Raw genomic sequence first — 14,680 nt, 5'->3', positions numbered from 1 at the left:
TCGCAGCACCCTGAGAATCACTCATGAACTGACATCAATCAATGCGTGGCGGGTCTCCCGGTGGAGCGTCGTTCCGGTGGACGAACGACGGAGGTCGGGTGCCGGTGACCCGCCACCCGACCTCCGGGTGGGTCACCGGCCCCAGATCCGCCACGTCTGGTTCAACGGGCTGCCCTGGCCGGTCGGGTTGCAGGTCCACTGGTGGACCCGTGCCTGCGCCGCGGTGGAGACTCCGTTGACATCGACACACTTGCCGCTGTGCCGGGCGACGAGCTGGTAGTCGTGCGCGTCGTTGCCTCCGTAGGTCACCCTGCGCAGGGTGAACTGCTGGTTGAGGCCGTTCTGGCAGGTCCACTGGTGCACGGCCGCGCCGTCGGCGGTGGAGACCCCGCTGACGTCCAGGCACTTGCCGCTCTGCTGGTTGACCACCGTGTACGTGTCGGCCACCCCGGCGACCGGGCGGAAGTTCCAGAGCTGCTGGTCACCACCCTCGCAGTAGTACTGCTGCTGGACGTTGCCGTCGGCGGCGCTCAGCCCGGTGTTGTCCAGGCACTGCTGGGAGTGTTGGGCCACCGCCACCGACTGGAAGCCGCTGTCCGACGGCGGCAACAGGGTGACCGTGTAGGTGTCGTTCTGGTTGCCGTACGGCAGGGTCACGGTGACGTTGTTGTTGGACACGTTGACCACGGTGTTCGACACCGTGACCGGCCCCTGCACCGCGCCGCCGCCGTTGTACGGGATGCGCTGCGTGAGGACCCGCACCTGGTTGTTCTGCACGATGCCGCTGGTGGTGTCCAACCGTTGCAGGTTGACCGTCAGGTTGCCGGTGGTCCGGCCGCCTCCGACCAGGACCTTCGCCACCCCGGTCGCCTTCGTGGCGAACGCGTCGTACGACTGGCTGGCGGTCACCGCGACGATCTCCCCGGCCTGGGAGGCGTAGTAGCGGTAGACCCACCACTCGCCCTTGGGCTGGTGCTGGCCGGCCGAGTTGCGCACCAGCAGGTTGCCGAGATCGTTGTGCAGGTTGCCGCCGCCGGCCCAGTTCGCCCGGAGGCCGTCCGCACGGGCCCGTTCCAGGCGGGCGATGTACCACGCGCCGTCGGCCGGGTTCTGCTCGTCGGTCGCGCCGTACTCGTTGATCTGGTAAGGCCGGGGGTGGGCGATGCCGCGCGGGTCGAGGGTGGCGTTGGCGGCGGCGACGTTGGCGACCGGGTCACCCGGCAGCGAGTGCCAGCTGATGATGTCCGGCACCGTGTTGGTCGAGCGGACGAAGTCCAGGTACTGGTTCCAGAAGGTGTGCGTGGTCGACGGCACGCAGGCGCAACTCGGCCCGACGATGAGCTGGTTGGGGAACTCCGTCCGCAGGCGCTGGTAGGTGCGCCGCCACAGTTCGAGGTACTGGGAGATCGGGCGGTTCCAGAAGATGGTGATGTTGGGTTCGTTCCAGATGTCCCACTGCACGGACAGCCCGGACGCCCGGACGTCGCTGATGAGCCGGGTCAGGAAGTTGTCGTAGTCGGTCCAGTTGCCGTTGTCGCCGGGGAAGCGGGAGATCCCCGCGCCGTCCGCGCCCCACAGGTCGTGCGGCAGGATGATGAACTGACCGCCCAGAGCGGTGGTCCGACGCGCCTGGGCGAGCGTGGAGTTCCACCGGCGGTCGTAGTTCCCGCCGACCCAGCCGCTGCCCGGCAGTTGTGCGCCGCCGGCGCGCATGTACTGGAACTTGACGTCGCGGTAGAAGTGGTCGGCCGGGCCGCTGGCGTTCTCGGTCATGCCGTAGATCCAGCCGGAGGCACGGTAGGTCGGTGTGCCGTTGGTGGTGGAGAAGTTGACGCTGATCGACTCGTCGGCGGCCTGGGCCGGGGATGCGGCAACGGTGGCGGCGGCGATGGCGAGCAGGCCGACGGTGAGCCGGGCGACGAGCACGCGGGCTCGTCCGGGCCTGCGGCGGGACGGGGTTTTCACGGGCGGCTCCTTGGTGGCGCGCGGGGGGACGCTCTCCGGAGGACATCGCATGCGAATCGATTCGCAGGGATCGTAGGGCGGGGTACTGAAGGATGTCAATGAAATGACAGTCCGATAAAGCTGGTGTTACTGCTGATGATCTTCTGTCTCTGACGGCTCCCTCTTGACCGTCGAGCATGGCCGGACCTATGTTCGGCCGAACCGATTCTCCGAACCGATTCGCCTCCGTTCCGACCGGGGTCACGGCCGGCGCCGTGAAGGACTGAGCACCCGTACCACAGAGAGGCACCGCCGAACATGACAGTCGTCCCGTCCGGTCCGGAGTTCTCCATCCAGGACATCCCGTTCAGCTACCGTGGTTCCTGGCTCAACATCTCGCCGGTGGTAGCCGAGAACGCGTACGCCGACGACCTGCACCTGGTCTCCCACCAGACCGGGCTGCACCCGGTGCTCCGCCTCGCCCCCGATGCCGACAGCACGGTCGTCGCCACCCCCGCGCTGCTGACCTGGCGCAGCGGCGAGGGCCGGATCGAGGTCGGCTACCAGGGGCCGGACACCCTGCGGATGCGTGGCCGGGGACTCGGGCTGCGGATCGCCGCCGCCGCCCGCACCCTCACCCCGTTCAGCGGCACCTACCTCTACCTCGATCCGGTCGACGGGTCATCCGTGTTCACCTCCTACGAGACGGGCCGCCGCTACCGGATCACGGTGCTGTCCGGAGCGCTGTGCGGGGTCGCGGGGGTGGAGGCGCTCGGCCCCGCCGACCGGTGGCTGGATCTCCCCGCCGACCAGCCCTGGGAGATCGCGATCGAGGAGTACGCCACCGCCCGCCCGCCCTACGCCCGATCCGGCACCTTCGACCAGTTGTGCCGCGACCGCAGCGCCGAGTTCGCCGCGTTCGTCGACGCGGTCGCGCCGTGGCGCGGCGTCGACACCCCCGCCGCCGAACTGGCCGCGTACGTGCTCTGGTCGGCCACCGTCGAGCCGGCGGGCTTCGTCACCCGGCCGGCGGTGCTGATGTCCAAACACTGGATGGACAAGGTGTGGAGCTGGGACCACTGCTTCAACGCGATCGCCCTGGCGGCCGGCGAGCCCGAGCTGGCCTGGCACCAGTTCCAACTGCCCTTCGACCATCAGGACGCCGCCGGCGCCCTCCCGGACTCGATCACCCACTCGGAGGTGTTGCACAACTACGTCAAGCCGCCCATTCACGGTTGGGCCCTGGGACACCTGCGCCGTCGCCTGCCCGAGCCGCCGGACCGGGCGGCGCTGGCCCAGACGTACGACCGGCTGGCCCGGTGGACCGGGTTCTGGCTCGACGCGCGCCGCGCCCCCGGCCACGACCTGCCCCACTACCAGCACGGCAACGACAGCGGCTGGGACAACGCCACCACCTTCGACGGCGACCGGGTCCTGGAGACCGCCGACCTCGCCGCGTTCCTGGTCGCCCAGCTGCGCTGCCTGGCCGACCTCGCCACCGAGTTGGGCCTGCCCGCCGACCGGTGGTCCCACGAGGCCGACCGGGTCCGGGCGGCCCTGCTCCGGGAGCTGTGGGACGGCGAGCGCTTCACCGCCCGCAGCCCGCGCACCGGACGGCGGCAGGCCAGCCGCAGCCTGCTCGACCTGATGCCCATCACGCTCGGCGTCGACCTGCCGGCCCCGGTCACCGGCGTGCTGGCCCGGGGCATCGAGGCCCACCTGACCACCCACGGCCTGGCCACCGAACCGACGGACTCGACCCACTACCTCGCCGACGGCTACTGGCGTGGCCCGATCTGGGCGCCCTCCACCGTGTTGGTCGAGGACGGCCTGCGCCGGGCCGGGCACACCGCGATCGCCGACGACATCAGCCAGCGCTTCCTGGCCCTGTGCGAGAAGTCCGGTTTCGCGGAGAACTTCGACGCCGAGACGGGTGCCGAGCTCCGGGACCGGGCGTACACCTGGACCGCCAGCAGCTACCTCATTCTCGCTGCCGCCCATCAGCAACGGAACGGGTCACCGTCGGGCGGCCGGACCGGTCCGGCGGGACCGGTGCGGTGAGGGGCGTCGTGGCCTCCGCGGGGAGGCCGGAATCCGGAACGCGGACGGCCGGACCTGCGCCGCACCTGCCGACGGGGTCAGCGGGACCGGACCGGGCCGGTGCTGGAGCGCAACGAGATGGGCGGGGCGTAGAGGCGATGGCGGGGCGTGCCGTCAGGCGCGGCGATGAGCTCCAGCAGCAGCGACACCGCCTCGGCCCCCATCTCCCCCATCGGCACGTCCGCAGCGGTCAACGGTGGACGGAAATCCTCCGCCCAGTGCTGGGCGGCCACCCCGGTGACGGAGAAGTCACCCGGCACGGACAGTCCGGCGGCGGTCAACGCACGCTGCATGCCGGGCAGCGCGGCCTCGTTGATGGTGGCCACCGCCGTGACGTCCGGATGCGTCGCCAACAGCTGCTCCACGCACGCCTCGCCCGACGTCGTGTCGTCGCCGCAACAGACGTCGACACCGACCAGGCCCCGCTCGGTGACTGCCGCCCGGAAGCCGGCCAGGGCGCGGTGGCTCGGACCGTAACCCGCGGCGACCAACTCGGCGGAACGGTTCACCAGGGCCACCTGCCGGTGCCCCAGATCGGCCAGGTGGTGCACGCAGCGGGCGATCAGCGCGGCGTAGTCGATGTCGATCCAGCTCATCCCGTGCGGCTCGGCGGTCCGGCCGATCGTCACGAACGGCAGACCCGCCTTGGCCAGCCGGGTCACCCGGTCGTCGGCCAACCGGATCTCCATCAGCACCACACCGTCCACCCGACGCCCGGTGACGATGCGCTCGAACGACCGGTCGTGGTCGCCGCCGGACGGGGACAGCAGCACGTCCAGGTCGTGCCGGGCCGCCGCCTCGACGACGCTGGCGACGAAGCCCAACTGCATGTCGGTCAGTCGCTGGCTGGCCGGGGGAATCACCAGCCCGAGGGTGCGGGTACGCCCTTCCTTCAACGCACGGGCGCTGGCGTTCGGCCGGTAGCCCAGCTCGTCGATGACCGCCTGGATCCGCTGGCGGGTCGCCTCCGACACGGTCCGCTTCCCGCTCAACACGTACGACACGGTGCTGCGGGACACCCCGGCCCGCCGGGCGATCTCCCCGATGTTCATGCCCGCCCTCAAACCGATTCCTGCACCGACGCGGTGACGCGCCGTGCCTCCCGGAGGAGCATAGCCGTCCCGGATCCCGGCACTGGCCCTGGAACGGTTCCGCAGCCGTCCCGTGGGCTGTCGGGGATCTCCGACCTCCGGCGGCGGCAGGTGGCGTCGAGTGGGCTCGAAGGTAGCGCAAGGCATAGATAAACATTAATGTAAAGATGTGACGTGTGACGTCAGGAAGGAGTCGGTCGGCGGATCGGTCCCGTGCCTCGGCGGGCGTCCGGACGGGCGAGTCCGCAGGGCAGGGCTGCGCCAGGTTCCACCCACCACCACCGCACCACACCCACACCGCACCTGGAAGGGATTCGATGAACGTGAAGAGAAGGTTGGGCCGCTTGATGGCGGCGGCGGGGGTTTCGTTGGTCCTCGCTGTCGGTGCTGGCGGTTATGTGGTTTCGAATGCGCCGGAGGCTCGGGCTGCTGGTTCGGGTCCGTGTGATATTTATGCTTCGGGTGGTACGCCGTGTGTGGCGGCGCATAGTACTACTCGGGCTTTGTATGGGGCGTACAACGGTCCGTTGTATCAGGTTCGGCGTACGTCGGATAATACGACTCGGGATGTGGGGGTGTTGAGTGCGGGTGGTTATGTCAATGCCGCCACGCAGGATTCGTTCTGTGCGAACACGAGTTGTGTGATCACGATTCTCTACGACCAGTCCGGCCGTAACAACCGCCTGACCCAGGCACCTCCCGGCTACTGGCCCGGTCCCGCTCCGGGCGGCTGGGACAACCTTGCCGACGCGAAGGCGGCCCCGATCACCGTCGGCGGTCAGAAGGCGTACGGCGTCTACGTCGCGCCCGGCACCGGCTACCGCAACAACAACACCAACGGCGTCGCCACCGGCGACCAACCCGAGGGCATCTACGCCGTCGTCGACGGCACCCACTACAACCAGTGGTGCTGCTTCGACTACGGCAACGCCCAGACGGACGGCCAAGCGGATTCGCCGGCCATCATGGAGACGGTCTACTTCGGCGCCAACAAGCAGTGGGGCTACGGTGCCGGCGCCGGCCCCTGGGTCATGGCCGACCTGGAGTGGGGGCTGTTCTCGGGGGTGAACGCGGGATACAACAACATCGCGTCCATCAACCACCGCTTCGTGACCGCCATGGTCAAGGGTGAGCCGAACCACTGGGCGATCCGGGGTGGGAACGGGCAGTCGGGTGGTCTGACGACCTACTTCGACGGGCGGCGTCCCAACGGCTACCACCCGATGAAGAAGGAAGGCGCGATCCTGCTCGGCATCGGCGGCGACAACAGCGTCTCCGGTCGCGGCACCTTCTACGAAGGTGTGCTGACCTCGGGTTACCCGTCGGCGGCCACCGAGGATGCGGTGCAGGCGAACATCGCGGCTGCCGGCTACGCGCCGGCCGGTGGCGGTAACCCGCAGCAGGGTGTCCAGTTGGTCGGTGCCCAGTCGGGTCGGTGTGTCGACGTGCCGAACGGCAGCACCACCAACGGCACCCAGACCCAGCTCTGGGACTGCACCGGCGGCACCGCGCAGCGTTGGACCTACACCGCTTCCAAGCAGTTGCAGGTGTACGGCAACAAGTGTCTCGACGCCAACGGCCAGGGCACCAGCAACGGCACCCAGGTGATCATCTGGGACTGCAACGGCGGCACCAACCAACAGTGGAACCTCAACAGCAACGGCACCCTCACCGGCGTCCAGTCCGGACTCTGCCTCGACGCCAACAACGCCGCCACCGCCAACGGCACCAAACTCATCCTCTGGGCCTGCAACGGCCAACAGAACCAACAATGGAGCACGCGTAGCTGACCACCCCACAACAACCAGTCGGCCGGGCCGTCCCCGTACGGTCCACGGGGGCGGCCCGGCCGATGCCCGCCCGTCAGCGCCGGGGCATCGCACCACGTCGGGAGCAGGCGATCGGCAGCGCGCCGACACCGATTCTTGCCTACCGTTCTGAACGGTCGGTGATCTGAACGGTGCGGTAAGTCACTGGTTCACGCCTGGTGTGCCGGGGCGCGATCTGTGAGTGTGTGCTCAGTGGAGTTGATGCCGAGCACATCCGAACGGCCGTCACTGGGTTCCGTCCTGCGGGCCTGCCGTATTGCGGCGGGCCTGTCGATCGAAGGGCTCGCCGACCGCTGCGGGGTCAGCGTCCGGGCGATCAGCGACATCGAACGCGACCGGGTCCGCCGTCCCCAGCGCCGCACCCTGAGCGTCCTGCTCGACGTCCTCGCCGTGCCGGACGACGAGCGTCGCCGACTGTTCGAGACCACGTCCGTCCGGCCGGCCGGATGCGAACTGCCCGATCCACCGCGCTACTTCACCGGCCGGGTGGCGGCGTTGCGGACGCTCGGCGGCCTCGCCTGTCGACCGTCGGACGACCGACAGCAGGCCACTGTGGTCGTCGTCACCGGGTCGGCCGGGGTGGGCAAGACCAGCCTGGCCTTGCGCGCCGCGGCGGACCTGGTGGCGGAGTATCCCGACGGCCGGTTCTTCGTCGATCTGCGCGGCATGGACGACGTCCCGACCGCGCCGGGTGAGGCACTGCACCGGCTGCTGCGCGCGTTCGGTGTGCCGGAACAGCGGATTCCCGCCGGGCTGGACGAGCGGGCGACGGCGTACCGGTCGGCGCTGTGCCGACGCCGGGCCCTGGTGGTGTGGGACAACGCGGCCGACGAGGCCCAGGCCCGGCCGTTGCTGCCCGGGGCCGGGCGCAGCCTCGTGCTCCTCACCAGCCGGCGACGGCTCAGCGGCCTGGACACCGCCCAGTGGCTGTCCCTGGAGCCGCTGCCGGATGACGAGTCCACGGCGATGCTGCGGGCCATCGCCCGGCCGGGCGACACCGCCGACCCGGACGAGCTGCGCGAGCTGGCCCGACACTGCGGTCACATGCCGCTGGCCCTGCGCGTCACCGGGCAGCGGCTGTCGGACGAGCCGGGACTGTCCGTGCTGGAGCTGAACCGACGGTTCACCGGCGAGCAGAACCGGCTCGCGGTCATCGACGCCGGCGCAGCGGGCATCCACACCGCGCTCAGCCTGTCGTACCGGCGGCTCGGAGCCGACCTGCGACGGACCTTCCGGCGGCTGTGCCTGATACCGGGCCCGGACTTCGGCCCGGACCCGGTCGCCGTGATCACCGACGCCCCCGGCGAGGACGCCGAGCGGCGGCTGGAAGCCCTGGTCGAGAGCGGTCTGGTGGCCGCCGTGCCGGCGGACCGGTACGGGCTGCACGACCTGGTGCGGGACTTCGCCGCCGACCGGATGGCCGCCGAGGAGCCGGAGTCGACCGGCCCGCTGCGGACCGCCCTGCTGCGTTGGTGGCTGGCGCGGACCACCGCGGCCGGGCGGCACTTCGAACCGGACGGGCCGGCACCCCTGACGGAGTTCCGGGATCGTGCGGCGGCGACCGGATGGCTCGACGTCGAGCGGGCCAACTGGTTCGCGGCGCTGCGGTCGGCCGCCGCCCTGGGCCTGCACGAGCCGGTGGTCGACACGGTCGACGCGCTGCACTGGTTCTCCGACAGCCGGGTCCACCTCGACCTCTGGCCCGAGGTCTTCCGGTTGTCCGCCGAGTCCGCCGCCCGGCTGGGCGACCCCCGCACCGAGGCGGTCCATCTCAACTACCTGGCCTGGGCGCAGGCGATCTGTCAGCGCGAGTTCACCCGCAGCGTGACCACCGCCGCGCGGGCGCTGGATCGGGCGATCAGCGCGGACGACCCGGCCCAGCAGGGCTGGGCCCTGCTGTACGCCGCCTGTGGCCACACCGGACTGGGCGAGTACCCGGCGGCGCTGCGGCAGCGGCAGCGGGCCTGGGTGCTGTTGCGCCGATCGGCCGACTGGGAGGGGTTGCCGCAGGCGATGGCCTCGCTCGGCGCCTCCCTGTTGGCGCTCGGTAGACCCGCCGAGGCGCTGCGGGTGCACCAACGGACCCGACTGTTGCTCCGCGACGCGAGCTATCCCATCTCGGCCTTCGTTCGGTCCTCCACCGACGCGTTGACCTGTCAGCGGATCGGCTACGATCTCGCCGCCCTCGGCCGGTGGCCCGAGTGCGTCACCATCCGCCGGGAGGCCGTGCGCCGGTTGCGCGAGAACGCGATGCCGGCGATCGAGGCCCTGGCATCGGTGGAGCTGGCCGAGGCCCTGCGGCGGACGGGGGCGACCCGGGAGGCCCCGGCGTACCTGGTGCGGGCGATCGAGCTGGCCGACGCGTGCGACGACCCGGATCTGGCCCGGCGGGCCGGGGCGCTGCTCGCCGACCTCTCCCGGGACGACCTCGACCCGGGCTGAGGATCAGGTGCCGGGCGCGACGCGGGCGAAGGCGCGCACCAGTGGATGCGGCTCGTACCGGTGGTCCCGGCCCGCGGTGAGCCAGCCCCGTTCGGCCAGGTCGAGGAAGCCCGCCCCGGCGGGGGGCGGGCCGGCCAGCCGGGGCAGCAGCCGTACCGCATGGCGGGCCCGCGCCGGCAGTCCGGCGTACGCCCGCTCGAACGCGTCGCGTACCGACAGGTCGCCGGCGACCAGCGCGTCCAGGATCCGGTCGGCGCGGGTCAGCCGGTCGATCAGCCACTGCGCGGTCCACTGCGGTCGGGTCAGCAGCCGGTTCGCGGTCACCCGGAGCGCCAGCGGCAGGCCGCCGCAGCACCCGGCCAACTCGGCAACCGCCGGTTCGGCGACGGCGCCGTCCAGCATCGCCGTGAGCGCGGCCCGCGCGTCGGCCGGCGGCAGCGGCGGCACCAGCCGTCGATCGGCCACGGGCAGCCCCGCCAGCGGCTGCCCGCCGGTGATCAGGGTGACGGCGGCGGCGTCCGGCGGCAGCAGCGGCTCGACCTGGCGACGATCCCGGACGCCGTCCAGCAGGATCAGCATCCGCCGGTGGCGGACCAGGTCCCGGTACGCCCGGACAACCGTCGTGTCCGGCCCGGTCGACGTCTCGCAGGTCGGCAGCATCCGTCGGGCGATCGTGCCGGCGGTGGCGTCCCCGACCGGGCCGAGGAACCGCACCCCGTCGGGGAACCGGTCGGCCAGCAGGGTGGCGGCCTGCACGGCCACCGCGGTCTTGCCCACCCCGGGCAGGCCGATCAGCTGCACCGCCGCGCTGCGGTGTCCGAGGTGCGCGGTCAGCCAGGCGAGGTCGTCGCGCCGGCCGGTGAAGTGTGGTGTCACCCCGGGCAGCCCGGTGACCCCGGCGACCTGCCCGCCCGCCGGGTGGAGCCGGACGGCGTCCACCATGTCCAGGCCCAGGGCCGAGCCCAGCGCCCGCAGGGTGGCGTGGTGCGGACGGCGGATCCGGTGCCGCTCGATCCCGCCGATCGTCCGTGGGCTCACCCCGGAGCGGACGGCGAGTTCCTCGATGGTCAGCCCGGCGGCGATCCGCAGCGACCGCAGCCGGTGGACCTGCTCCTGCACGCTGTCCGGCACCACTCACTCCCACCAGGACGACCGGGTGGCCGTCTTCGTGCCCAGTAGACCCGCCGGGTCGGCACCTGGTGTGACGATCCCGTCACGCAATTGTCACGGGTGTCGGAGCGCAGGGGGTGGTGCCCGTCCGCCGTCCCGACCTACGGGAGGCGGGGACAGCGGACGGGCGTGGTCAGGAGACCCCCACCCGCTGCCACTGCTGGTTGGTGCCGGTGCCGCAGGCGTACTGGATCACCCGTGCGCCGTCGGCGGTGGAGTAGCCGGCGACGTCGAGGCAGCGGCCACTGTGCCGGGCCACGATCCGGACGGTGCCCGAGCCGACGTCGACGAGCTGCCACTGCTGGTCGGTGCGGCCGGACTGGCAGGCGAACTGCTGCACCTGGACGCTGTCGGCGGTGGACCCGCCGGGCACGGTGAGGCACCGGTCGCTGTGCCGGGCCACGATCTGGTGGTACCCGGAGCCCAGGTCGCGTAGCTGCCACTGCTGGTTGCTGCCGTTGTTGCAGCCGTACTGGGCGACTCCGGCGGCATCGGCGGTGGACCGGTCGAGCACGTCCAGGCACTTGCCGCTGTGCCGGGGGCGCAGCGACTCGTAGGCGTAGCCGCCGCCGACCCCGGCGACGACGCCGGTGGCGGTGTCGATGCTCACCTGCGGGGACCAGTTCATGGCCAGGGAGGTGCCCGACGGGAAGGTCAACGGCAGCCAGACGTACCGCGACTGGTTGACCGGCCCACCCCAGGCCCCGGCCCAGCGGTCGCCGAGGTAGAGGTACGAGGTGGCGGCGCTGCCCTGCACCGGCAGCACGTACGCCGGCTGGGAGTCGTAGGTGATGCTGTCGGCGAAGGCGGTCGGCCCGGTCCAGGTGCCCGTGACGGCGCTCGCGGTCGCGTACCGGGCCTGGTTGGGTGACCAGCCGGTGGCGCCCGAGGTGACCAGGAAGTAGACCCCGTTGCGTTTGAACATCGCCGGGGCCTCCCGGTAGTTGTCCGGCCACAGCGTCCGGACCAGCCCGGCGACCCCGGTGTAGTCGGCGGTGAGGCGGTAGATGTTCAGGTCCGCGTTGCTCCGGGTGGCGGAGATCAGGTACGCGCTGCCGTCGTCGTCACGGAACACGGTCAGGTCCCGGGAGTCGTGGCCCAGCGGGCGGAAGCTGCCCAGGTAGCGGTAGTTCCCGTCGACCGTGCTGGAGGTGGCCACCGCGACCCGGGCCTGGGTGTAGTCGACGCCGTTCTCCCAGTGCATCCAGAGCACGTACTGGCCGGTGCCGGCGTTGTAGATCACCTTCGGCCGTTCGATGTTGGCCACCGCCAACTCACCGGCGGACGCCTGGGTCAGCACGTTGTTGCGGAACTCCCAGGTGCGTAGGTCGGTCGAGCGGTAGACCGAGACGTACCGGAAGGTGCTGTCGTCGTTGCGGTTCTCACCGAACCAGTAGTAGTAGCCGCCCACCTTGATCATGCCGCCGCCGTGGGCGTGCACGCCGGCACCGGCCGCGTCGGTGAACTGGGTGCCGTTGGGCAGGGTGACCGGTGCGGCCTGGGCGGGGGTGGCGGTCAGGATGACCGGGACGAGCAGGGCCGCGCAGGCGGCCAGGGCGAGGACGATCCGTCGGAGGGTGGTGGGTGGGGGCGCGGCAGGCATGGGCCGCCTCCTCTTGCGGTAAGCGTGAACGGCCCGCGGGGGACGCGCGGGCCCTTTTCTCGACCCTCACGATAAGCGGCCTCGTCGGTGCATGCACATGTTTCGATGTGATGAGCGTCGATCAAGATTGCGGTGCCCGCTCGTCCGGAGAGTCGATTGTCCGGTGTCGTGTCGGGTGATGCCGACGTCGTTGTGGTCGGTGGTGGGCGGTGGGCCGTTGGGGTGATGACCCGTTCCGCTGAGGGAAACAGCAGGTCAAGGCCATGTCTACCGCTAAGTTACTGATTGGTAAGTCATTGACGGTGGCTGAGTGGCGGCTCTAGCGTTCCTTCCATTCGAACGGCGTACGGTCCACCCGAACGGTTTTCGGTCCGGTGGCCGGTACGTCCAGACGGGAGGCCCGAGCATGGCCGACGGGACGTTGCAGACCCTCTTCACGCCAGTTCGCCTCGCCTCCGTGCCGCTGCGCAACCGGGTCTTCGTTCCGGGCCACACCACCAACTTCGGCCTGCACAACGAGCCCACCCCCCGGCTCGCCGCCTACCACGCGGAGCGGGCCCGTGGTGGCGTCGGCCTGATCATCACCGAGGCGATCCGGGTACACCCGACCAGCGCCGGGCGCAGCATCAGCCTCGGCAGCTTCACCGATACCGGCATTCCGGCGTACCAGGTGGTCACCGATGCCGTACACCAGCACGGCGCACGCATCTTCGCGCAGATCATGCACGCCGGCCGGCAGGCCAACGGCGACGCCACCCGTACCGCCGCCTGGTCCTCGTCCCCGGTCGCCTGGGCGACCGGGGCGCACGTCCCGCACGCGATGGGTCGCCACGACATCGCCGTGGTGGTCGCCGCGTTCGCCGCCGCCGCCGGGCGGATGCGCCGGGCCGACTTCGACGGCCTGGAACTGCACGCCGGGCACGGACACCTGCTCCAGCAGTTCCTGTCACCGCACACCAACCTGCGCGCCGACTCCTACGGCGGCAGCCTGGACAACCGGCTCCGGCTCACCCGCGAGGTGCTCACCGCCGTGCTGGCCGCCACCGACCTGCCGGTCGGGCTGCGGATCAGCGCCGACGAGTTCCTCCCCGGCGGCCTGGACCCGGACGCGGTGGTGGAGATCGTCGCCCGGCTCCGGGAGGACTTCCCGCTGGCCTACGTCCACGTGAGCCACTCCGCCTACCACGGCAGCTACTCCCTGGCCACCCAGATGGCCGACATGAGCTTCGGGCACGCGCCGTTCCGGCACCACGCCGCCCGGTTCAAGCAGGCGTTCCCGGACCTGCCCGTGCTGGCGGTCTGCCGGCTCGACAGCCTGCCCGAGGCGGCCGAACTGGTCGCGGCGGGGGAGGCGGACCTGGTCGGGCTGGCCCGCCCGCACATCGCCGACCCGCACCTGGTCCGCAAGGCGGCGCAGGGCCGGCACCACGAGACGCGCTCCTGCCTGGCCTGCAACCAGGGCTGCATCGCCCGGGTCGAGGCCAGCCTGCCGATCACCTGCGTGGTCAACCCCGAGGTCGGCGCGGAACGGGAGTGGGCGGCGGCGTGGCGACGCCCGGACCCACCGGCGTCGGCCCGACGGGTACTCGTCGTCGGTGGCGGCCCGGCCGGCCTGGCCGCAGCCGTCGCCGCCCGGCGGGCCGGTCACCGGGTGACCCTCGCCGAGGCGGCCGACGACCTCGGTGGCCAGGTCGGCATCGCCGCCCGGGTACCCGGGCGGGAACGGCTGGGCCTGCTCACCCGGGACCTCACCGCCGAAGTGGCGGCGTCCGGAGTCGACGTCCTGCTCGGCCGGCGGATCACCGTCGAGCAGGTGCGCGCCGGTGACTACCACGACGTGGTCGTGGCGACCGGATCCCGCCCGAGCCGCCGGCCACTGCCCGCCGGGCCACCCGTGCTCGACCTCTGGCAGGCGGTCGCCGCCCTCGACGGGCCGACCACCGGCACCTGGGTGGTGCTCGACGAGGACGGGACGTGGGCCGCCTCCGCCGTCGCCGAGGCCTTGGCCCGTCAGGGCGCCCGGGTGCACCTGGTCTCCCCGACCGCCAGCGTCGCCGCCCGGATCACCACCTACTCACGACTGGCCCTGCTCACCCGCTTCACCGACCTCGGCGTGGTGGCCCATCCACTGCGGACCGTCCGCGCCGAGGGCGCCACCGCCGTTGCCCTGACCGGCCCCCTCACCGGTCCGGACCTTCGGATCGACGAGGTGACGGCGGTCGTCGACGCCGGCCCACCGACCGCCGACGACACCCTGTACCGCCAACTGGACGCGTCACCCGGCGGACCCCGGGTCCATCTCGTCGGCGACGCCAACGCCCCCCGGACCACCCTGGAAGCGGTCTACGAGGGCCGGTTCGCCGGCGCCTTCCTCGGCCGCCACGACACCCCCGCCGCCGCCCTGGTGGCGCTCGCCTACTGACCCGGCGGCGGCGACCCGGTTCGCCGCCCGCGTACCCCCTTCGAGCCGGCTCCGCACCCCGAGGAGCCGGACGCGACGC

General features: G+C 71.6%; 8 protein-coding genes. 4 read left to right on the top strand and 4 right to left on the bottom strand.

Annotated features, from left to right (window positions below):
• Positions 1–132: 132 nt before the first annotated feature.
• A complete protein-coding gene (locus tag ACIG87_RS01155; protein ID WP_396846976.1) occupies positions 133–1,965 on the bottom strand; it encodes an RICIN domain-containing protein in 1,833 nt (610 codons plus the stop codon).
• A 297-nt stretch (positions 1,966–2,262) separates the two neighbouring features.
• Here ACIG87_RS01155 and ACIG87_RS01150 point away from each other — a divergent pair, with 297 nt between their 5' ends.
• The gene (locus ACIG87_RS01150) at positions 2,263–4,005 is read left to right on the top strand and encodes an amylo-alpha-1,6-glucosidase (RefSeq protein WP_396846975.1); all 1,743 of its coding nucleotides are present in this window, start codon (positions 2,263–2,265) and stop codon (positions 4,003–4,005) included.
• 77 nt (positions 4,006–4,082) lie between these two features.
• Here ACIG87_RS01150 and ACIG87_RS01145 read toward each other — a convergent pair whose 3' ends face one another.
• The gene (locus ACIG87_RS01145) at positions 4,083–5,096 is read right to left on the bottom strand and encodes a LacI family DNA-binding transcriptional regulator (RefSeq protein WP_396846973.1); all 1,014 of its coding nucleotides are present in this window, start codon (positions 5,094–5,096) and stop codon (positions 4,083–4,085) included.
• Between the two features lie 356 nt (positions 5,097–5,452).
• On the opposite strand from ACIG87_RS01145, the gene ACIG87_RS01140 reads away from it, so the two are divergent.
• Positions 5,453–6,925: an arabinofuranosidase catalytic domain-containing protein gene (locus ACIG87_RS01140; RefSeq protein ID WP_396846971.1), complete on the top strand. Its 1,473-nt coding sequence runs from the start codon at positions 5,453–5,455 to the stop codon at positions 6,923–6,925.
• Positions 6,926–7,165: 240 nt separating this feature from the next.
• Positions 7,166–9,406 carry an ATP-binding protein gene (locus ACIG87_RS01135; protein ID WP_396846969.1) on the top strand — a complete coding sequence of 747 codons (2,241 nt, stop codon included), beginning with the start codon at positions 7,166–7,168 and terminating at the stop codon, positions 9,404–9,406.
• A gap of 3 nt (positions 9,407–9,409) precedes the next feature.
• Here ACIG87_RS01135 and ACIG87_RS01130 read toward each other — a convergent pair whose 3' ends face one another.
• Entirely contained in the window at positions 9,410–10,537 is a 1,128-nt protein-coding gene (locus tag ACIG87_RS01130; protein ID WP_396846968.1) for a helix-turn-helix domain-containing protein, read from the bottom strand.
• A 172-nt stretch (positions 10,538–10,709) separates the two neighbouring features.
• Positions 10,710–12,179 carry an RICIN domain-containing protein gene (locus ACIG87_RS01125; RefSeq protein WP_396846966.1) on the bottom strand — a complete coding sequence of 490 codons (1,470 nt, stop codon included), beginning with the start codon at positions 12,177–12,179 and terminating at the stop codon, positions 10,710–10,712.
• Between the two features lie 406 nt (positions 12,180–12,585).
• Between ACIG87_RS01125 and ACIG87_RS01120 the strand changes: the two genes are divergently transcribed.
• Entirely contained in the window at positions 12,586–14,601 is a 2,016-nt protein-coding gene (locus ACIG87_RS01120; protein ID WP_396846964.1) for an FAD-dependent oxidoreductase, read from the top strand.
• The last annotated feature ends 79 nt before the right edge of the window (positions 14,602–14,680 follow it).

This window comes from Micromonospora sp. NPDC051925, assembly GCF_044548625.1.
GTDB lineage: Bacteria > Actinomycetota > Actinomycetes > Mycobacteriales > Micromonosporaceae > Micromonospora.
The sequence above is the reverse complement of the archived record's forward strand: the minus strand, read 5'-3'. Positions and strand labels throughout refer to the sequence as shown.